Annotated in this window: 17 protein-coding genes and 3 pseudogenes; 13 read left to right on the forward strand and 7 right to left on the reverse strand. The window is 41.7% G+C overall.

Features of this window, described 5'->3' with window-relative positions:
* Positions 1–239 precede the first annotated feature (239 nt).
* The 3 genes and pseudogenes from ELZ47_RS03890 to ELZ47_RS03900 all read left to right on the forward strand — a co-directional run.
* Positions 240–1,970: a DUF262 domain-containing protein gene (locus ELZ47_RS03890; RefSeq protein ID WP_126435309.1), complete on the forward strand. Its 1,731-nt coding sequence runs from the start codon at positions 240–242 to the stop codon at positions 1,968–1,970.
* A gap of 19 nt (positions 1,971–1,989) precedes the next feature.
* Positions 1,990–2,493 (forward strand): annotated as a pseudogene (locus ELZ47_RS03895) (HsdM family class I SAM-dependent methyltransferase); the annotation flags it as partial.
* Positions 2,492–3,775: pseudogene (locus tag ELZ47_RS03900) on the forward strand (type I restriction enzyme endonuclease domain-containing protein); the annotation flags it as partial. The pseudogenes ELZ47_RS03895 and ELZ47_RS03900, both read left to right, overlap by 2 nt.
* Positions 3,776–3,961: 186 nt before the next feature.
* Here the strand turns inward: ELZ47_RS03900 and ELZ47_RS03910 are convergent.
* The 5 genes from ELZ47_RS03910 to ELZ47_RS03930 form a co-directional block, all read right to left on the reverse strand.
* The gene (locus ELZ47_RS03910) at positions 3,962–4,654 is read right to left on the reverse strand and encodes an alpha/beta hydrolase-fold protein (RefSeq protein WP_126435310.1); all 693 of its coding nucleotides are present in this window, start codon (positions 4,652–4,654) and stop codon (positions 3,962–3,964) included.
* A complete protein-coding gene (locus ELZ47_RS03915; protein WP_126435311.1) occupies positions 4,635–5,663 on the reverse strand; it encodes an ABC transporter substrate-binding protein in 1,029 nt (342 codons plus the stop codon). The genes ELZ47_RS03910 and ELZ47_RS03915 overlap by 20 nt, the downstream gene beginning before the upstream one ends.
* 55 nt (positions 5,664–5,718) lie before the next feature.
* On the reverse strand, positions 5,719–6,474 hold the full coding sequence (locus ELZ47_RS03920; protein ID WP_126435312.1) for an ABC transporter ATP-binding protein: 756 nt from the start codon (positions 6,472–6,474) through the stop codon (positions 5,719–5,721).
* Between the two features lies 1 nt (position 6,475).
* On the reverse strand, positions 6,476–7,522 hold the full coding sequence (locus tag ELZ47_RS03925) for a FecCD family ABC transporter permease (protein ID WP_126435313.1): 1,047 nt from the start codon (positions 7,520–7,522) through the stop codon (positions 6,476–6,478).
* 533 nt (positions 7,523–8,055) lie between these two features.
* Positions 8,056–9,138: a M24 family metallopeptidase gene (locus ELZ47_RS03930; protein ID WP_126435314.1), complete on the reverse strand. Its 1,083-nt coding sequence runs from the start codon at positions 9,136–9,138 to the stop codon at positions 8,056–8,058.
* A 162-nt stretch (positions 9,139–9,300) separates the two neighbouring features.
* Here ELZ47_RS03930 and ccpA point away from each other — a divergent pair, with 162 nt between their 5' ends.
* The 6 genes from ccpA (at position 9,301) to thrS (ending at position 16,271) form a co-directional block, all read left to right on the forward strand.
* Positions 9,301–10,305, forward strand: a complete 1,005-nt coding sequence (gene ccpA / locus ELZ47_RS03935; RefSeq protein ID WP_004192897.1) for a catabolite control protein A — start codon at positions 9,301–9,303, stop codon at positions 10,303–10,305.
* Positions 10,306–10,550: 245 nt separating this feature from the next.
* Complete coding sequence (locus tag ELZ47_RS03940) at positions 10,551–11,549, forward strand: glycosyltransferase family 4 protein (RefSeq protein WP_002904961.1); 999 nt, start codon at positions 10,551–10,553, stop codon at positions 11,547–11,549.
* 1 nt (position 11,550) lies between these two features.
* On the forward strand, positions 11,551–12,873 hold the full coding sequence (locus ELZ47_RS03945; protein ID WP_002894916.1) for a glycosyltransferase family 4 protein: 1,323 nt from the start codon (positions 11,551–11,553) through the stop codon (positions 12,871–12,873).
* A gap of 71 nt (positions 12,874–12,944) precedes the next feature.
* The gene (locus ELZ47_RS03950) at positions 12,945–13,427 is read left to right on the forward strand and encodes a hypothetical protein (protein WP_126435315.1); all 483 of its coding nucleotides are present in this window, start codon (positions 12,945–12,947) and stop codon (positions 13,425–13,427) included.
* 211 nt (positions 13,428–13,638) lie between these two features.
* Complete coding sequence (locus ELZ47_RS03955) at positions 13,639–14,331, forward strand: AAA family ATPase (RefSeq protein WP_185758705.1); 693 nt, start codon at positions 13,639–13,641, stop codon at positions 14,329–14,331.
* A complete protein-coding gene (gene thrS / locus ELZ47_RS03960; protein ID WP_126435316.1) occupies positions 14,328–16,271 on the forward strand; it encodes a threonine--tRNA ligase in 1,944 nt (647 codons plus the stop codon). The genes ELZ47_RS03955 and thrS overlap by 4 nt, the downstream gene beginning before the upstream one ends.
* Positions 16,272–16,362: 91 nt before the next feature.
* Here thrS and ELZ47_RS03965 read toward each other — a convergent pair whose 3' ends face one another.
* Together ELZ47_RS03965 and ELZ47_RS03970 are read right to left on the reverse strand one after the other, a co-directional pair.
* Positions 16,363–16,767: a hypothetical protein gene (locus ELZ47_RS03965; RefSeq protein ID WP_125331412.1), complete on the reverse strand. Its 405-nt coding sequence runs from the start codon at positions 16,765–16,767 to the stop codon at positions 16,363–16,365.
* Positions 16,768–16,876: 109 nt separating this feature from the next.
* A pseudogene (locus tag ELZ47_RS03970) lies at positions 16,877–17,059 on the reverse strand (amino acid ABC transporter permease); the annotation flags it as partial.
* A gap of 246 nt (positions 17,060–17,305) precedes the next feature.
* Here ELZ47_RS03970 and yycF point away from each other — a divergent pair.
* The 4 genes from yycF (at position 17,306) to ELZ47_RS03990 (ending at position 20,610) form a co-directional block, all read left to right on the forward strand.
* Positions 17,306–18,007 (forward strand): response regulator YycF, encoded by a 702-nt coding sequence (yycF, locus tag ELZ47_RS03975; RefSeq protein WP_002894937.1) that lies wholly within the window; start codon positions 17,306–17,308, stop codon positions 18,005–18,007.
* Entirely contained in the window at positions 18,000–19,349 is a 1,350-nt protein-coding gene (gene vicK / locus ELZ47_RS03980; protein ID WP_125331413.1) for a cell wall metabolism sensor histidine kinase VicK, read from the forward strand. Before yycF ends, vicK begins: the two co-directional genes overlap by 8 nt.
* A gap of 9 nt (positions 19,350–19,358) precedes the next feature.
* Complete coding sequence (locus ELZ47_RS03985; RefSeq protein ID WP_125331414.1) at positions 19,359–20,159, forward strand: MBL fold metallo-hydrolase; 801 nt, start codon at positions 19,359–19,361, stop codon at positions 20,157–20,159.
* Between the two features lie 91 nt (positions 20,160–20,250).
* A complete protein-coding gene (locus ELZ47_RS03990; protein ID WP_004186130.1) occupies positions 20,251–20,610 on the forward strand; it encodes a YbaN family protein in 360 nt (119 codons plus the stop codon).
* Positions 20,611–20,624 lie beyond the last annotated feature (14 nt).

Genomic DNA, 20,624 nt, shown 5'->3' on the forward strand with positions numbered 1-20,624 from the left:
TAGTAAAACGAGTATTTCTAAGAGGTGAATTTTTCAAATATGTAGATTTCTAAATCCCAGTTTATAGAATTAACAATCTACTTGAATAGACGGAAAATTTATTAGCTGTAAGTATTGATATGACCATATGATTAACAGGTGGATCTCGCGTCATAATTACGACAACGGCAGATAGTAACGATGAACACTGGGTTTAAGGACTAAAATTATAGAAAAATTATTAATAGGAGGAAGGTAAAATGAAATTTACACCAGAAAAAAAAACAATTAAAACAATGTTTAGTTCATATCCTATGATGAGTATTCCGAATTTTCAGCGAGAATATAGCTGGGATAAGTATTACTATAACACCTTTTTTATAGATATACTTGAAGGAATAAAACAGGAAGATAAAAAGCTAATTAACACAGATTATTTTATAGGCACTATGGTTTTCTCGGGATCTGAAAAAAAAGATGAAAGTATAGAAGTTATTGATGGTCAACAAAGACTTACAGTTATTACTATATTGTTATCAGTTCTAACCAATAAATTCAAAAATATAAAAGAAGAAGATTTAGCAGAAGCAACATTTAAATATATTAAAACAAAAGATGATTATGGAAGTCCTATTCCTAAGTTAAAAAGTATTACCTCATACCCATATTTTGAAGCATATGTTCAGTCAATTGAAAAAACTGATGTTGAACCTGCAACCGAAGAAGAAATTAACATAAAACAAACCTATAATTATTTTGAGTCAGAGTTGGAGGAGATGAAGTTAAAAGGGAAATATGATTTCAATGAAAACACTCTTTATAAAGATTTGTTGATAGCAATTAGAGATCAGATCCTTCAGATGAATGTTATATCTATTTTAACGGAAGAAAAAGATTCGGCTTATGAGATATTTGAAATATTGAATGCAAAGGGAAAAAACCTTGCGAGTATTGATTTAATTAAAAATAGTATATATTCTAAATTTCATGCTGACGATAATGCAAAGGATAAGATTATAGAAAGTAAATGGGAGGGAATTAAAACTACATTGAGAAGTAGAAATCCCAATATTGGATTTGCTACATTTTATAGGCATTATTGGATTTCAAAATATCAAAAGACAACTAATTCAAAGCTATATGATTCTTTTAAAAAACATATTAAATCTAGTAAAAAATCATATGAGGAATTTGTTGAAGATTTAAGTACTATAGCAGAGACGTATATGGAAATAGTAAGTCCTAATATAGATGATTATAATAACAGAAAAGAATATAATTGGTTAATCCAGAGTTTAAAAGCTATAGAGAAAACATTTGGCGTTACACAAGCAAGAATAGCACTATTAGCATTATTTGAACTTAAATTTAAATCAAATGACAAAATATCATCAAAAGCTTTCAAGGATGCGGTTAATTACATTGAAAACTTTATTTTCGCATATACAGGAGTATTAAAAAATCAAGCAAATATTTATGAGTCAAGATTTTCTAAGCTGGCAATAAAATTGCGAGAAAGCGAAAATAAAAGTGATACAAATAATATTTTAGAGGAATACTTATATCAAGAGTTTGAGGACAGATATCCCCAAAAAGAAGAGTTTCTTTCAGGTTTTATACGTTTAAGGTTTTCTAAAGAAGAGTCTCCAACTAACGCAATAACAAAATATGTATTGAATAAAATTTCATCAAAATTAAATAATAGCGAAGTTTATAGTATAGATTCATCTATAGAACACATAATTAACGAAGATATATCAAACGATAACACATTATTCATTGGAAATTTAATATGTTTAGAAATTGATTTAAATAATGAAGCTAGTGATCTAGCCTATGAAGAGAAATTAGAAGTATATAAAAAATCAAAATATAATCAAGTTCGAAATTTTTGCAATAAATATCCAAATTTTAATGAAAATGATATAGAGGAAAGATCCAAAATATTGGGAGAATATTATTATGACAATATATTAAATGAAAGCAACTAGTGAGAGTAACTAGATCTTTTACGATTTATTAGTTGGGTCAGGCGGTATGTTCGTTCAGTCAGCTAAGTTTATAGAGAATCATAGTGGAAATATCAATAATTTATCTGTTTTTGGTCAAGAATCCAATGCTGATACTTGGAAGATGGCCAAGATGAACATGGTTATCCGAGGTATTGATGCGGATTTTGGTGAGCACCAAGCGAACAGCTTTTTCAATGATTTACATCCGACACTAAAAGCTAACTATATCATGGCTAATCCCCCTTTTAATATTTCTAACTGGGGAGCAGATAAACTGCAAGATGATATTCGCTGGAAATACGGAACGCCACCTAATAGCAATGCAAACTATGCTTGGATTCAACACATGATTCATCATATGGATCCTAGTAATGGCAAGGTTGGTTTGGTTCTGGCAAATGGCTCACTCTCATCGACTCAGAGCGGTGAAGGAGACATTCGTAAAAAAATTATCGAAGATGACTTAATTGAGGGGATTATAGCTCTTCCAGCTAATCTCTTTTAAGATTGCTATCGTCGTTGATATGTGGCTGACTGGATTTGATGTTCCTAGCCTTGCTACCATGTATGTATATAAGCCAATGCAAGGTCATAATCTTGTGCAGGCAATCGCTCGTGTTAACCGTGTATACAAAGATAAAGAGGGTGGGCTTGTAGTTGATTATATCGGTATTTCAAGTGTTTTAAAGAAAGCTATGTACGATTATACAAATCGAGATAAAGGTAACTTTGGGGACACTGATATAGCTAAGACAGCTTTACCAAAGTTTGTTGAAAAACTAGAGGTCTGTCGTGATTTGTTTTATGGGTTTGACTATTCAGAATTCATGCTCTCTAAATCAAGTGATTTAATCAGAGCTAAAACAATTAGTGGCGGGGTAAACTTCTTGTCAAGTGTAGACAAGGAGAAGAAGAAAGAGCTCTTCATAAAAGAATCGTTACTCTTACGCCAAGCGTTATCACTTTGTCGTTCTTTGCTTACTCCTGAGCAACGTTTTGAAGCAGCTTATTTTGAAGCAGTCAGAACATTGCTGACACGAATAACTGGGGAGGGTAAAAAGCTTTCTCTGAAAGATATTAATGATCGTATCAATGAGTTACTAAAATCTTCTATCAAGAGTGAAGGTGTCATTAATTTATTCTCAGATATTGATACAGGATTTTCGTTATTTGATCCTAAATTTTTAGATGAAATCTCTAAAATGAAGGAAAAAAACATAGCGGTAGAACTCTTAAAAAAATTATTACAAGAGCAGATTACCTTATATCAAAGAACAAATTTAGTCAAATCCGAAAAGTTCTCTGAAATTCTTTCGCGAGCGATGAGAGCATATCTGAATGGCATGCTTTCGAATGAAGAAGTTATTTCTGAATTAATGAAAATGGCCAAAGAAATGGCGAAAGCTCACGAAGAGGGGGATTCTTTAGGTCTTACCGATGAAGAATTAGCTTTCTATGATGCTTTGACGCAACCACAAGCAGTCAAAGATTTTTATGAAAATGATGAGTTTGTTGCAATGACTCATGAATTAACGGAGACATTGCGCAAAAGCAGAACTATTGATTGGCAGAAAAAACATTCTGCGCGTGCTCGTATGCGCATGCTTGTTAAACGGCTCCTTAGGAAACACAAATATCCACCGGAGGGTGTCGAAGATGCCATTGTGACTGTTATCAAGCAATGTGAAATGTGGACGGATAATCCTGATAATAATTATGAGTCCTATTCATTTTCTGACCAACTGATGGCTGCTGAAAGTAGTGTAGAATTTGAATCGAAATAAAATTTGACAGGCTATGCCGGCGGTCTTGATAAAAAATCTTTTCTACTGAAGTTGGAGGCGGGGGAGAAGACTGAATAAATCTTTCTACTCAAGACTTTCACCATTGTACTGGTGAGAGTCTTTTGCTTGCATTAATAAACTAAAAACCCCTTTGTCAGATGTTGTAAGTGACAAAGGGGTTTTTCATTAGTCGATATGCCATTGTGTAGTCAACCATTCTGCAAAGGCAGCATAGCGCTCTTTGAGAGCTTCATGATGACCGTAAGGGTCAAAGGCGGAGCAGGTGGTAAGGATTTCTTTCTGAATCAAGCGATGAATTTCTGCAGCATAAAAAGGAGCTTTGGAAAGTCGGTTCGAGTGATTCGCACCTTCTGTCTTTCCATTCTGCAAATAGACTAGACAGTCCTTGTTTTTCAAGTCCTGTGTCCGGCAATAGTCGCTAAAACCTGGGTACCAAAAAGAACCGCAGATAGAAAAAACACAGGGAACTTCGCAGACACTATAGAGACTGTAAACAGCCGCTAGTCCACCGAGAGAGTAGCCACCATAGGCAATTCTCTTGTCATCCAGTAGGTAGTGCTGTCTGATTTCTGCTAATATACCGTTGAATAGTTTTTGGTGGTAGCTATCTGCTCCGCCGCCAAAATCAGGATTGCCAGGCCTTAGAGCATTGGCTTTCCAGGGTGTATAATCGTCCAGCCTGTTGTTTGATATCAGTCCGATTAAGATTACCGATGAAGAAAGCCTGCTCAGGTAGTTTATCTGGCCATCATTTAGCAAGATTGCTGGATAAGGTCGGGATCCGTCATAATCTTGGGGCAGGGCAATATTGACAGTGATCCCATCCCAGACAAAGGTCTTATTTATTGACAAAGTCATTGATTTTCTCGAGTGAGTCAATTACAGCAGGTCCATAATCCATGAACTCATCATAGGAGATGGTCATAATCTTCTGGTTCTTAACCGCTGGGACATCTTCCAGAACGGGATTAGCTTTCATTAGATCAACTGCTTGTTCATCCATGGCCTTGTTGCGGTCGCTGGTTACGTAGATGATGACTTCTGGATCCATAAAGACCAGATTTTCCAAGGTTAGGTCAGAGGTTCCAGTCGCTACATTGGTATAGCCGAGCTGGTTAAGCAGACTCTCCTGCAGGGCAGATTTATAGGCACCGAAAGTCTCATCGTTGTAGGCACACATGATGAGCGCTTTTTTCTTTTCCCTTTGACTAGCCTTATTGGTTTTCTTGACACTGTCAATTCTTGCCTGTAGCTGGTCGGCATACTGATTGGCCTTGTCTTGGACATTAAAAATGGTTCCTATATTCTTGACATCTTCAACGATATTGCCTAGGTCTTGCTTGGTATTGGACGGGGAAGCCTTCTGTGTATAGACAGGAATTTTGTTTTCATTCCAGGTACTGACTGTCCCCAGAGATTTCTCGGAAAACATCATGTTTCGCCCAAGAAGAGCGTCTGGCTCATAGGATAGCACAGTTTCCTGTGATACGGTTTTCTTGTCGCCGACTTGCGGAATGGTGGCAATATCAGCCTTGTATTTATCTGTGACATCATTGTCTGGATTGAGCATACCGGCGATCTTGTCTTTCAATCCCAGTTCAATCAAGATTTCGGTCGTCGAAAGGTTGTTGGTGATGACCTTTTCCGGTGCCTTTTCAAAGATCTGATCAATCTCCTTGCCTTCGGCATCGTAAGTCTTGATTGTCACTGGATATTTTGTCTCTGCTATGCTCTTTTGCGCGCTTTCTGTTTTGGAGGAAGATTGTGAAGTTGCGCTTTCTTTCGTGCTTTCCTTAGATGAAGAATTGCAGGCTGCCATTGTCAGTGCAGCAGTTGCGACGAGTAAGATACTGAGTGTTTTTTTCATATTGCCTTCCTTTCTTGGGCTTGGAGCTTGTATAGATAAAGCTGAGAGCAGGCTCTTATAGATACTGAATCATGGCCTGTCGATCCTTGGTCCAGATCACTTTGCTCTGAATACCGTAAACGGCTTGCAGTGAATCATGGGTGATGGCCTCCTTTGGAGCGCCTTGGTATGCAATCTCACCTCCCTTCATGAGGTACAAATAGTCTGAATACCGACAAGCCAGTTGGATATCGTGTAAAACAGCCAAAACATTGATCTTCAGGTCTTTCACGATACGCAGCATATCCAGCTGGTATTTGATGTCCAGATGATTGGTTGGCTCGTCTAGGAGCAGTAGGCTTGGCTGTTGAGCCAAAGAGCGTGCCAGCAAGACTCTTTGCTTCTCACCACCGGACAGGGATAGATAGGTTCGCTCTCCCTTGTCCAGCATGTCCACCTGCCTCAAGGCATGACGGACAAGGGCATAATCTTTTTCGCTCTCTTTTTGAAAAAGGGACAGATGAGGAGTCCTGCCCAGCATGACGATTTCTTGGACGGTGCAGTCAAACTGAAGATGGTTAAACTGAGTTACAACGGCTATTTTCTGGGCTGCTTTTTTTATGCTGACCTGTTCAAGCGGCCTTCCGTCTAGATAAATGTCCCCGCTATCAGGTTTGATTTGGCGGTAGATAGTTTTGAGCAGACTAGTTTTGCCGCTTCCATTGGGGCCTAAAATGGTGTGAAACTGATTTCCCTCGACCTTGAGCGAAATCCCTTTTAAAATCTCTTTTGGGCCAATAGAATAGTGGATATTTTGGCAAGTTAGATCCATATCAGCTGCTTACCTCCTTTCGGCTTTTGGCTACAATGTAGATAAAGAAGGGTGCACCGACTAAAGCAGTGAAGATCCCAATCGGCAGCTCGACATTTTTGACCAAAATTCGAGCCAAAACATCTGCCCAGACAAGAAAGAGAGAGCCGAGCAGGGTAGCGATAGGAAAGAGCCTTTTGTAGTTGGTACCGACTAATCTTCGAGCAATGTGCGGAGTGATTAGTCCGACAAAGCCGATAATGCCGCAGCAGGCAACCAGTACCGCTGTCATGACTGAGACAACTGTGATATAGAGGAACCAGTAAAAACGCAGAGGGACTCCCAGTGTCAGAGCTGCTTCGTCCCCCATCATCATAGTATTGAAAATCCGATACTGGGAACAGAAAAACAAAAAGGAGAGACCAACAACAAGAGCTGGCAAGGCAAGGTCTGACCAAGAAGTTCCGGTTAGCGAGCCCATGGTCCAGAACTTGATCGTCATAAGGCTGTCAGCATTAGCACCGACAGAAATGATAAAGTTGGAAAAGGCGATAAAAAGGGCATTTACAACTGTTCCTGATAAAATCAGACTGCTTGTCGTCATTTTTCCCTGCATGGATGCTATAAAAAGGACCACTGCCGATGCCAGAATGGCTCCTATAAAGGCACCTGCGCCAGTAATGGATTTGAGTCCTAATATAATGCTCAGTGTGGCTCCGAAGGTTGCACCCGCTGAAATTCCCAGGATATAAGGCTCTGCGATAGGATTATTGACAGTAGATTGCATGACACTGCCACAGACAGATAGCCCAGCACCAGCTAGGATTCCCAAAAGCACTCTTGGAACCCGCATGTTCCAAACAATAGCGATTGTGGACGGCGATAGTTTGCCTGTGCCATGGGGAAAACCGAGCTTACTGAAAATAATCTGGTAAGTATCTTGTATGTCAATAGTAACTGATCCCAAAGATACTGCCAAAAAGAGGGAACAAGCCAGAAAAACGATGAGAAGCAAGAGCAGGCAGATATAGCGAGAAAACCCGTGATTTTCTGACCTTTTGAAGAGCATCCAGACCTCCTTAATAGCAAAGATTAGAATTTTTAGACAATTTCATAAAAAATTATAACATTTTTAAATCAGAAGGGCAAGAAGGGATAAAAACCTGTGATATGATAAGTTTTTGTGGAGTTTTTTTGTTGGTAGCAAGATTTTTAATATTTTCAGTGATGAAATCATCTTGCTAGTGTAAAAACTGGATAGTGAGGAGCCATTGAGTTCTTCGGAATGTCTCGAGAGACGACATCATTGGAAGAAAAGCAGGTGAACCTAAATGAATTAGTATAATTACTAGGAAACAAGAAAAAACGACAGAAACTTTTCCATCGTTTTTTTGAAATTATAAATGCGTAAGGACTAAGACAGCTATAACAATGCTCAAAACCTATTTGAGCTAAAGAAGAGTGAGAAGCGGTCACTTTATTCAATTTTCTCATTAATCAAAAAGTGATGCCTGAAAGCCTCCGACAATCATAGCTAAAATGGGCAGATGGCTTTTGCCAAGTCCAATAATCATTCAAGACATAATATAGGCCTATAAAATTCTATTCAAAATACAGCAAGTCCTTGCTAGTCTCGGTGAAGAGTTCAAAACCGTTCTTAGTGACATAGCCGCAGTCCTCGATGCGGACACCGACCTTGCCAGGGATGTAGATACCAGGCTCAACAGAGAAGCACATGCCTTCTTCGATGACCATGTCGTTGCCTTCCATAATGGATGGAAATTCGTGAACATCCATACCGATACCGTGGCCGAGGCGGTGATTGAAATACTCACCATAGCCCGCTTTTTCGATGACTTGCCGAGCGGCACGGTCTACTTCATGAGCTGTGACGCCTGGCTTGATAAAGTCAAGAGCAGCTTGCTGGGCTTCCAATGTCAGATGGTAGATATCCTTTTTGAACTGATCCGGCTGGCCGACAGCAACGGTCCGTGTCATATCGCTGGCATAGCCATTGACCATGCAGCCAAGGTCAAAAAGGAGGAGGGCGTTATTTTCAACTTTATTGACACCGGGAATGCCGTGCGGATTAGCTGCATTATTTCCCGTCAGCACCATAGTTTCAAAGCTCATCTCATAACCTTCGCGCTTGATGGCAAAGTCAATCTGAGCGATGATATCTGTTTCGGTATTGTCCAGTGAAATATTGTCAAAACCGATATTAACAGCCTTGTCAGCATATTGGCCAGCTACCAGCATTTTCTGGATTTCATCGGCAGACTTAATCAGGCGCAAGCGGTTGACGTAAGGAGTCAGGTTGGTAAATTCTGCACTATCAAAAACAGTTTTCAATCCATGATATTTGGTCAAAATCAAGTTGTCAAACTCAAGAGCGACAGTCTTGAAAGAGTGATTCGGCAGGGCAGCTTTAATCTTCTGCCAAGGATTTTCCGAGTCCATATAGCCAAGGACTGAAAATGAAACAGCTCCTGAAGCCCGCTCAACCTCTAGAGCTGGCACGAAGAGCAGGGGCTCATGGTCAGGATAGACAAACAAAAACATCTGCCGCTCATGCGGGTCACTGTAGAAACCAGTCAGATAATTGATAGTGACAGGGTCAGACAGGACAGCAGCATCTAGCTTCTCATTCTCGAGATAGTGGGTGATTTGTTGGATTTTTGTCATGGTCACAACCTTCTTTCTATGCCTCTATTTTGGCAAAAAATGTCAAAAAAAGCAAGACTTTTCAAAAACTTATCAAAATACTTGAAAGTGTTTACAAGAAGTGATAAAATGGTGAATGTAGGAAAGTGAAAACGATATTTTCAATAGAAGAAAGGAAACTATATGAACACAGACGACACAGTAACGATTTATGATGTCGCCCGTGAAGCGGGAGTTTCGATGGCGACAGTCAGTCGAGTAGTGAATGGAAACAAGAACGTCAAAGAAAACACACGTAAAAAAGTTTTAGAGGTCATTGATCGTCTTGACTATCGTCCAAATGCAGTAGCACGTGGACTAGCCAGCAAGAAGACTACAACCGTCGGCGTTGTCATTCCAAATATTACCAATAGCTATTTCTCAACCTTGGCAAAAGGGATTGACGATATTGCTGAAATGTATAAATACAATATTGTCTTGGCTAACAGTGATGAGGACGATGATAAGGAAGTATCCGTTGTCAATACTCTCTTTTCTAAACAGGTGGATGGCATTATTTTCATGGGCTATCATCTGACGGAGAAAATACGCTCAGAGTTTTCACGTTCGCGCACACCGGTCGTTTTGGCGGGTACTGTCGATGTGGAGCATCAGCTTCCGAGCGTCAATATTGACTACAAGCAAGCAACGGTTGATGCTGTAGAATTACTGGCTAAACGCAATAAGAAAATTGCCTTTGTCAGCGGACCGCTCGTAGATGATATCAACGGGAAAATCCGTCTATCAGGCTATAAAGATGGCTTGAAGAACAAGAAACTTTCTTACAGCGAAGGCTTGGTTTTTGAATCTAAATATTCTTATGATGATGGCTACCACTTGGCGGAGCGTGTCGTTGCTTCCAAAGCAACAGCAGCTTTTGTCACAGGAGATGAGTTGGCAGCAGGCCTCTTAAATGGTCTATCTGATCAAGGAATCAAGGTTCCAGAAGATTTTGAAATCATTACCAGTGATGATTCGCAAGTAGCTCGTTTCACTCGTCCTAACCTTTCCACAATCGGTCAGCCCCTCTATGACATTGGCGCTATCAGTATGCGCATGCTGACTAAGATTATGCATAAGGAAGAATTGGAAGAACGCGAAGTTCTACTGGCTCACAGCATTAGCGAGCGTAAATCAACTCGGAAATAAGCGGTGTTCTGCAAGACTGCTTAGGAACTTCTCTGAACTTGAAAAGCGTCTGAAGAGACTAAGTCAATGACTGCTTTAAGAGATTTTCACTATTATTGAGTGAGGCTGAGGCGTAGTACCTCAGCTTTTTTTGTTTCCATTCAGTTAGAGCAGTTTTCTATATGCTATCAGGCTTTGGATGGATTTTTTACCTCATTTGCCCTTGTGGTTTTCCTTTTTATTTTATTTTAGGTATAATAGGAAGTATGAAAGTATTACTGTATCTTGAAGGAAAGTCCGTTTTGGAGAAATCAGGAATCGGCCGAGCCCTCCAGCATCAGATGCATGCCTTGGATTTGGCTGGGATTCCTTATACGACGGACGTTTTAGGAGATTATGATGTGGTCCACATCAATACCTATGGTCCCCGTAGCTTGCTTCTTCTGCATGCTGCCAAGAGGGGCAATAAAAAAGTGATTATGCATGGGCATTCGACCAAGGAGGACTTTGAAAATTCCTTTATTGGTTCCAATCTCTTTGCTCCGCTTTTTGGTAAATATCTGACGCACATGTATAAAAAGGCGGATTTCATTATCACGCCATCGGAGTATTCCAAGCAGCTTATCCAGTCTTATGGGGTCACTACGCCTATGGTGGCTGTGTCAAACGGCATTGACCTGCCTAAGTATAAGAAAGATGCTCGCAAGGAAGAAGTATTTAAAAAGTACTTCAAGATTGAAGAGGGGCAGAAGGTGGTCGTTTGTGCTGGTCTTTATTTCCGCCGCAAGGGGATTGAGGATTTTGTAGAGGTTGCCCGCAGAATGCCTGATGTACGCTTTATCTGGCTGGGCTCTATCAATCTCTGGTTGATTCCACGCAAGATTCGCCGGCTGGTTCTCTTTGACCACCCTGATAATGTCGAATTTCCCGGCTATTTTAAGGGAGCGGTATTTCAGGGAGCCATGTCTGGAGCAGATGCCTTCTTTTTCCCGTCCTATGAGGAAACTGAAGGAATTGTTGTCCTGGAAGCCTTGGCTAGTGAGCAGAATGTTGTGCTGCGTGATATTCCAGTCTATCAGGGCTGGGTGGATGAGCGTTCAGCCGAGCTCTGCCATAATGTAGATGAGTTTGTCCAGTCTCTGAGAAATGTCTTAGATAAAAAGGTGGACAAGCGCGAAGCAGGCTATCAGGTGGCTAAAAGCCGGTCTATTGACGATGTTGCAGATCAGTTAGTTGAGGCTTATCAAACAGTTTTGGAGATGTAAGATGCGTATTGGTCTTTTTACAGATACCTATTTTCCTCAGGTCTCTGGGGTTGCTACCAGTATTCGGACTTTGAAGACGGAGCTGGAAAAATTAGGTCACACGGTATTTATTTTTACGACGACGGACAAGGATGTCAATCGTTATGAGGATTGGCAGATTATTCGGATTCCCAGCGTACCTTTCTTTGCCTTTAAGGACCGAAGAGTGGCTTACCGAGGCTTTTCTCATGCGCTAGAAATTGCTCGTCAGTACCAGCTGGATATTATCCATACTCAGACTGAGTTTTCACTAGGGCTGCTGGGGATTTGGATTGCCAAAGAGCTTCGGATTCCGGTAGTACATACCTATCATACCCAGTATGAAGATTATGTGCACTATATTGCCAAGGGGATGGTCATCCGTCCTAGTATGGTCAAGTACATCGTCCGTGGCTTCATGAGTGACTTGGATGGGGTTATCTGCCCTAGCGAGATTGTTTATGACCTTTTGGTTGATTATAAAATCGAAGCAGAAAAACGGGTGATTCCGACAGGGATTGAGCTGGCGAAGTTTGAGCGGCCGGAAATTTCGCGTGAGGATATCAAGAAGCTGCGTTTCAAGCTAGGTCTGGCTGAAGATGAGATTATGCTGCTCAGTCTGTCCCGTATTTCTTATGAAAAGAATATCCAGGCTATCGTTGAGGCGATGCCTGCTGTCCTTGAAGAAAATGACAAAGTCAAGCTAGTCATTGTCGGCGATGGTCCCTATGCGGAAGACTTGAAAGAACTGGTTGCCAAGCTTCAGATTGAAGAAGCTGTCATTTTTACGGGGATGATTGCTCCTAGTGATACGGCCCTTTACTATAAAGCTGCGGATTTCTTTATCTCTGCCTCAACCAGTGAGACTCAAGGTCTGACTTATCTGGAAAGCTTAGCCAGCGGTACGCCGATTATTGCTCATGGCAATCCTTATCTGGATAATGTTATCAGTGACAAAATTTTTGGAACCCTTTATTACCAAGAGCGTGATTTATCAGGTGCTATTTTAGAGGCAATTATTGCGACGCCTGATATGGATGAGCAGAAGTTAGCAGACAAGCTCTACGAAATTTCAGCGGAGAATTTTGGCCGCAGAGTCTATGAGTTTTATCTGGATTTAACCATTTCCAAGGACTTCCACAACGAGCTTAGCCCAGAGGAAAGTGCTGCCAAGCGTCTGGCCAAGACGGTGGCCTATTTGCCTGGCAAGGTCATCTCTCTACCCATCAATGGCTCCGTTCGTATCCTCAAAGCTTCGAGTAAGCAAGTGAAAAAAATCAGGAATATTACTAAATTATTAGAATAGAAACATGCCTTGCATCATTGCGGCAATAGCTATTTATGCAAGGTTTTATTTAGAAATAGAGGAGAAATCTTATGAAAAAATATCTCAAACAGCTGCCTTTGTTGCTTTTGTTCTATGGCATTGTCGTTGGTTCGGGTTTGATTTGGGAACAAATTTGGCAATATTTTATAAATAATACAGAGAGTATGGGAAGCGATTTGAACTGGCTTTCTAATCTTAATTTATTTTATTATGCTGTGCTGCTTCCTTTGATTGGTGCAGTGATTGTTTATATAAATACTCGGATGCAAGATTTTTCACTGCCCTTTCTTCTTTTGATTCCAGGGGTTCAGTATTATTATCTATTCAAAAACTTTTTTGACGGACTTTTTTACTCAGGAGACAAGATTTATAATCCAATCACTTCCACGCTTTATAATGCTAGGGATATTCATGTCTTGTTATTCCTTTCTTTGGGAGGAATGCTGTTGGCAGAGCAATACCGTAAAAAACGTCAAGCTGCCACTTTGAGTCAAGAGGCTCTAAATCATTTTTCTGGTTTTGATGGACAATAGCTCTTGCAAATTTCTCCAATCGTGCTATAATGTTTTCTAGAGACATATCACCTGCAGGAAATCTTTTAGAGAGCGCGTGGAGCTGGAAATCGCGTAGAGGATGCAGTTGGGACTACTCTATCAGCTTTTATGCAAACATAAAACGGTGGCTACGTTAGAGCCGATTCGAGGTGTAAGTCTTTTGACTTACATAAATGAAGGTGGAACCACGTTGCGACGTCCTTTTGAGGATGTCGTTTTTCTTTTGTCAGAAGGAGGGAGAATGGTGCTTTATATGATTGGCGGATCGCCTTGTAGTGGGAAGTCAACAATTGCTTCACTTCTTGCTAGACAGTATCAGCTGCTTCATATCAAACTGGATGATTTGGTAGACGAGATGATGAGTCAAGCAAGTGCAGACTCACAGCCGATTTGCCTTCTTAGACAGGACAGAAATCCGGAACAAATCTGGATGAGAAATCCAGAAGAGATGGCAGATGAAGAATGGCGCTTTTACGAAGAGATTTTTCCTTATGTAAAATCTTACTTGATAAAAAATCAAGATAGACCTCTCTTGGTGGAGGGGGCAGGACTTTTGCCTCACTTGGTAAAGGAGCTTGAATGCCCAGTGCCCTCTTATCTATGCTTGACTCCGACAGCTGATTTTCAGAAAAAGCATTATAGACAGAGAGAATGGGTTCCTTATGTCTTAGAGGGAACAACCAATCCTGAGCAAGCTTTTGAAAACTGGATGCAGCGAGACATTCTTTTTGCTCAAATGGTTCGTAAGGAAGCGATGAAATTAGGTTATTCTAGTCTCATGACAGATGGTCGTCAATCAGAAAAGCAGACTGCGGAAGAGATTGCTCGAATCTTTAAATTGTCCAATATAAATAGAATAGATATTAAAGGAGAAAACACATGATTAAGATTACTTTCCCAGATGGCGCTGTGCGTGAATTCGAATCTGGCGTTACAACTTTTGAAATTGCTCAATCTATCAGCAATTCCCTAGCTAAAAAAGCTTTGGCTGGTAAATTTAACGGCAAATTGATTGATACGACTCGTGCCATCACTGAAGATGGTGCCATTGAAATCGTGACACCTGACCATGAAGATGCTTTAGACATCTTGCGTCACTCTGCAGCCCATCTGTTTGCGCAAGCAGCTCGCCGCCTTTTCCCAGATATTCACTTGGGTGTTGGTCCTGCCATTCAGGATGGTTTCTACTACGATACAGATAATGAAGCAGGGCAAATTTCAAATGAAGATCTGCCTCGTATCGAAGAAGAAATGAAGAAAATCGTCAAAGAAAACTTCCCATCCATCCGTGAAGAAGTGACCAAGGATGAGGCGCGTGAAATTTTCAAAAACGATCCATACAAGTTGGAATTGATTGAAGAGCACTCAGAAGATGAGGGCGGTTTGACCATCTACCGTCAGGGTGAATATGTGGATCTCTGCCGTGGGCCTCACGTTCCATCTACAGGTCGGATTCAAATCTTCCACCTCTTGAACGTGGCAGGAGCATATTGGCGCGGGAACAGCGACAATGCTATGATGCAGCGGGTCTATGGTACTGCTTGGTTTGACAAGAAAGACCTGAAGAAATATCTGCAAATGCGGGAAGAAGCTAAAGAACGCGACCACCGTAAGTTAGGGAAAGAACTAGATCTCTTCATGATTTCTCAAGAAGTGGGTCAAGGTTTGCCATTCTGGCTGCCAAACGGTGCCACTGTCCGTCGTGAGTTGGAGCGCTACATCGTTGACAAAGAGTTGGCTTCAGGCTACCAACACGTCTACACTCCACCTTTGGCTTCTGTGGAGCTATATAAGACTTCTGGCCACTGGGAGCACTACCAAGAGGATATGTTCCCGACCATGGATATGGGCGATGGAGAAGAGTTTGTTCTTCGTCCCATGAACTGCCCTCACCACATCCAGGTCTACAAACACCATGTTCACTCTTACCGTGAGTTGCCAATCCGTATCGCTGAGATTGGCATGATGCATCGTTATGAGAAATCTGGTGCCCTGACTGGTTTGCAGCGGGTTCGTGAAATGTCCTTGAACGATGGCCACTTGTTTGTAACGCCAGAACAGATTCAAGAAGAATTCCAGCGTGCGCTGCAGTTGATTATCGACGTTTACGCTGACTTCAACTTGACAGAATATCGTTTCCGTCTGTCTCTTCGTGACCCTCAGGATACGCATAAGTATTTTGATAACGATGAGATGTGGGGAAATGCCCAAACCATGCTGCGAGCAGCCTTGGACGAAATGGGTGTGGACTACTTTGAAGCAGAAGGAGAAGCAGCCTTCTACGGTCCTAAACTTGATATCCAGGTTAAAACTGCCCTAGGAAATGAGGAAACTCTGTCAACTATCCAGCTGGACTTCCTCTTGCCAGAGCGTTTTGACCTCAAGTATGTCGGAGCTGACGGTGAAGAGCATCGCCCAGTTATGATTCACCGTGGAGTTATCTCAACCATGGAGCGCTTCACAGCCATCTTGATTGAAAATTACAAGGGTGCCTTCCCGACCTGGTTGGCTCCGCATCAAGTGACCTTGATTCCGGTTTCCAATGAAGCACATATTGACTACGCTTGGCAAGTGGCTAAGAAGCTGCGTGACAAGGGTGTTCGTGCAGATGTGGACGAGCGCAATGAAAAGATGCAGTACAAGATTCGTGCCTCACAAACTAGCAAGATTCCTTATCAACTCATCGTTGGTGACAAGGAAGTAGAAGACGGTACTGTTAATGTCCGCCGCTACGGTCAAAAAGAAACACATACAATACCAGTAGACGAATTTGTAGAGCAAATCCTAGCAGACATTGCCAGCAAATCACGCGTTGAAAAGTAGAATTCATTAGATAACAATTAAACCCGAGCAATTGGCTCGGGTTAAACTATTTTTAATTTGAAAAATCCTGCTGATATACTCAGCAGGGTTCTTAATCTTGATACAGGTATTTATCCACATAATCGTCAAAATCAGGATAGGCATCTCGGTTCATGGCGTAGAGCATTTCACCATAAAGAGGATCGCTCGATGGGTCTTCAGGTTCTATAAGGGTAGCTATTTTCATATCATCGTCTGGGAAAAGGATGGTGTAGTGATAGGTCTCGCTGACGGTGATACTGTAATATTTAGTATTGTCTTGATAGCCTGAATCATCTATCTTATAGTGAAATTCTTTATTACCTAGTTTGCCTGTTTTGTCATTGAAAACAATGTCGATGTTTTCGCCGTTTGCTTTCTGGGCCTTCCATTTTCCCTGAAAAGTAGCGTGCTGACCGCAGGCGCTGAGAAAGACGAGTGTGAAGAAAGTGAACAAAAGCCATGTCAGTTTTTTCATAGGGTTCTCCTTGTCTAGCCTTTGATATTATTCTATCATAAATGCTGAAAATATAAAAGCTGAGTTGGAAAAACTCAGCTTTTGGATAGTAGGTTTGTATTTGAGTTATCTATTCTTCAGCTTGAGCCCAGCCTTGGGATAGCTTGCGCGAGAAGTTGGAAATGGCGAAGGTAATCAGGAAATAGATGGCTGCTACTAAAAGGTAGAGCGCGAAGACCTGTTCAGTTTCAAAATAGCGTCCCATTAGAATTTGAGCAGAACCAAAGAGCTCTTGGAGTGCAAGAATAGAGAAGGGATATCTTTCTGTTAAATTGTCACCATTTTCTACAAATGTGGAATAAAAATGGCTTGAATTAGTGTTTTTTAAGAAAACTTTGGTATAATAAGACTAGATAAATAAATAAAATTGGATTGGGAGTCTAGCTAGGCAAACTAGATTGCCTTTTGCACGTTTTGATGCAGGACGACTTAGCTGACTATGTCACAACTTTTCTATCATGGAGTTGATTCAATCCCAATCTTATGTTAAGGTGAACATATGAAGAAAATATTAGTTGTAGATGATGAGAAGCCAATCTCAGATATTATTAAGTTTAATATGGCCAAAGAAGGCTATGAGGTTTTGACTGCCTTTGATGGCAAGGAAGCCTTGGAAATGTTTGAGGCAGAACAGCCAGACATCTTGATTCTGGACTTGATGCTGCCAGAAGTGGACGGACTGGAAGTTGCTAGGACTATTCGTAAGACTAGTAATGTGCCGATTATTGTATTGTCTGCTAAGGACAGTGAGTTTGACAAGGTTATCGGTCTTGAAATCGGTGCAGATGACTATGTGACCAAGCCTTTCTCAAATCGTGAGCTGCAGGCGCGTGTCAAGGCACTTCTTCGTCGTGCAGACCTTGTGGTGGAAAACCAAGTGGAAGAAAGTGGTCCGAACGAGCTGACCATTGGGGAACTGCAGATTTTGCCAGATGCTTTTGTAGCTAAGAAGCATGGCAAGGAGCTGGAGCTGACCCACCGTGAGTTTGAGTTGCTTCACCATTTGGCGACACATATTGGACAAGTGATGACACGTGAGCACTTGCTAGAAACAGTATGGGGCTATGACTATTTTGGCGATGTCCGTACAGTGGATGTGACTATCCGCCGCCTGCGTGAAAAGATTGAAGATACGCCAAGCCGGCCTGAGTATATCTTGACTCGCCGCGGAGTTGGCTACTATATGAGAAATAATGATTGAAGCAATTAAACAATTTGTGGTTTCTGCGGATTTTGTCTTTGCAATCATTATTATCGGCTTCATTGTAGTTGTTGCCTTGCTTTTATTGGAAAATCGCCGTGATAACCAAAAGCTTGTACAGCTTAATCAAAAGGTTAAAGATTTGATTGCAGGTGACTATTCTGAAGTGCTGGACATGCAAGGGAGTCCAGAAATCACAGATATGACCAACAGTATCAATGATCTTTCAGAGGTCATTCGTCTGACACATGAAAACCTTGAGCAAGAAACTAAACGCCTTTCCAGTATCCTGTCCTATATGACAGATGGAGTGCTTGCGACCAACCGCCGGGGGCAGATTATCACTATCAACGATATGGCAACCAAGCAGTTGGGAGTTAAGAGAGATGAGGTCCAAAATATGAGTATTTTGGATCTGCTTTCGATTTCAGACGAGTATGATTTGCGGGACTTGATTACCAATGTTCCTGAGCTGACGATAGATTCTCAGGATGAAAATGGTGAGTACTTGAGCTTGCGGGTTCGCTTTGCCTTGGTAAGGCGGGAGTCGGGCTTCATTTCTGGTTTGGTAGCTGTCTTGCATGATACGACAGAGCAGGACAAGGAAGAACGGGAGCGTCGCCTCTTTGTCTCCAACGTCAGCCATGAGTTGCGGACTCCGCTGACCAGTGTTAAGTCCTATCTGGAAGCCTTGGATGAGGGAGCCTTGTCTGAGCCAGTAGCACCGGACTTTGTCAAGGTATCGCTCAATGAAACCAACCGCATGATGCGGATGGTGACGGACTTGCTCAGTCTGTCCCGTATTGACAACGAGACCAGTCATCTGGAAGTGGAGCTGACGAATTTCACAGCCTTCATAACTTTTATCCTCAATCGCTTTGACAAGATAAAGAATCAAGACGAGACCAAGAAATACGAGATTATCCGTGATTATCCCATTACACCGATTTGGGTGGAGATTGATACAGATAAGCTGACTCAGGTGATTGATAATATCATGAACAATGCCATCAAGTATTCGCCGGATGGTGGAACCATTACTGTTTCCATCAAGACAACTGATGAGCAGTTGATTCTTTCGATTGCGGATGAAGGTCTGGGAATTCCCAAGCAGGACTTGCCTAAGATTTTTGACCGCTTTTATCGAGTGGACAAGGCACGCAGCCGTGCCCAAGGCGGAACGGGTCTGGGGCTGGCTATTGCCAAGGAAATTATCAAGCAGCATCAGGGATTTATCTGGGCTAAGAGTGAGTATGGTGTGGGCTCGACCTTTACCATTGTCTTGCCTTATGAGAATGATGGCGTCCGCGATGACGACTGGGATAATGAAGATGATATATAGAAAGTAAACATGACTAAAGGATTTCAATACAGTATTCTGGCGTCAGGATCAAGCGGTAACTGTTTCTATCTGGAAACAGACCAAAAGCGGATTCTGGTTGACGCTGGCTTATCAGGCAAGAAAATTACGAGCTTGCTGGGCGAAATTGGGCGCAAGCCTGAGGATTTGGATGCCATTTTAGTGACTCATGAGCACAAGGACCACATTCATGGTGTTGGTGTATTGGCTCGCAAGTATAATTTAGATATTTATGCTAATGAGGCCACTTGGAAGGCTATGGAAAAGGACTTGGGCAAGCTGGATGCTAGTCAAAAGCATATCTTTGAACTGGGCAAGACCAAGACCTTTGGAGACTTGGATGTAGAGAGCTTTGGTGTTAGTCATGACGCAGCCTGTCCACAATTTTACCGCTTTATGAAGGATGACAAAAGCTTTGTCATGCTGACGGATACGGGCTATGTCAGTGACCGGATGGCTGGAATTATCGAAAATGCCGATGGTTATCTGATTGAGAGCAACCATGATATTGAAATTCTTCGCAGCGGTGCCTATCCTTGGAGCCTCAAGCAGCGAATTTTGTCGGATATGGGCCACCTGTCCAATGAAGATGGAGCAGAGACCATGATTCGGACGCTGGGCAATCGCACCAAGCGGATCTATCTGGGCCATCTCAGTAAGGAAAACAATATCAAGGAATTGGCTCACATGACCATGGTCAATCAACTGGCTCAAGCTGATATGGCGGTTGGCCACGACTTCCAGGTCTATGATACCTCGCCTGATACCGCGACGCCTTTGACGAGTATTTAAACACTAGACCGCAAGGTTTGGTTTTCTTGCTCTAGTGCGGTATCCATTAAATATTTAAAAAGCAACGGTTTTATTTTGCAAAGGAGCTTGTATGCGGCCAATTTACTTTGTGGTAGGTCTATTATCTTTAGGGTTGGGAGTTTTGGGGATTTTTCTGCCTCTCCTGCCGACGACGCCATTTCTTCTCTTGTCCATTGCCTGCTTTTCGCGCAGTTCCAAGCGCTTTGAGAAGTGGCTTTATCATACAAAGATGTACCAGACCTATGTGGCGGATTTTCGAGAGACGGGAACGATTGCCAAGGAGCGTAAGAAAAAGATTATCGTTTCCATCTATATCTTGATGGGTATTTCCATTTTTCTAGCGCCTATTATTTGGGTTAAGATTGGACTGTTGGGTCTGACCGTTTTTATCACCTATTATTTGTTTAAAGTAATTCCGGATAAGGAATAGAAATCACTGTCAGC

The organism is Streptococcus sanguinis (genome assembly GCF_900635155.1).
Lineage (GTDB): Bacteria > Bacillota > Bacilli > Lactobacillales > Streptococcaceae > Streptococcus > Streptococcus sanguinis_G.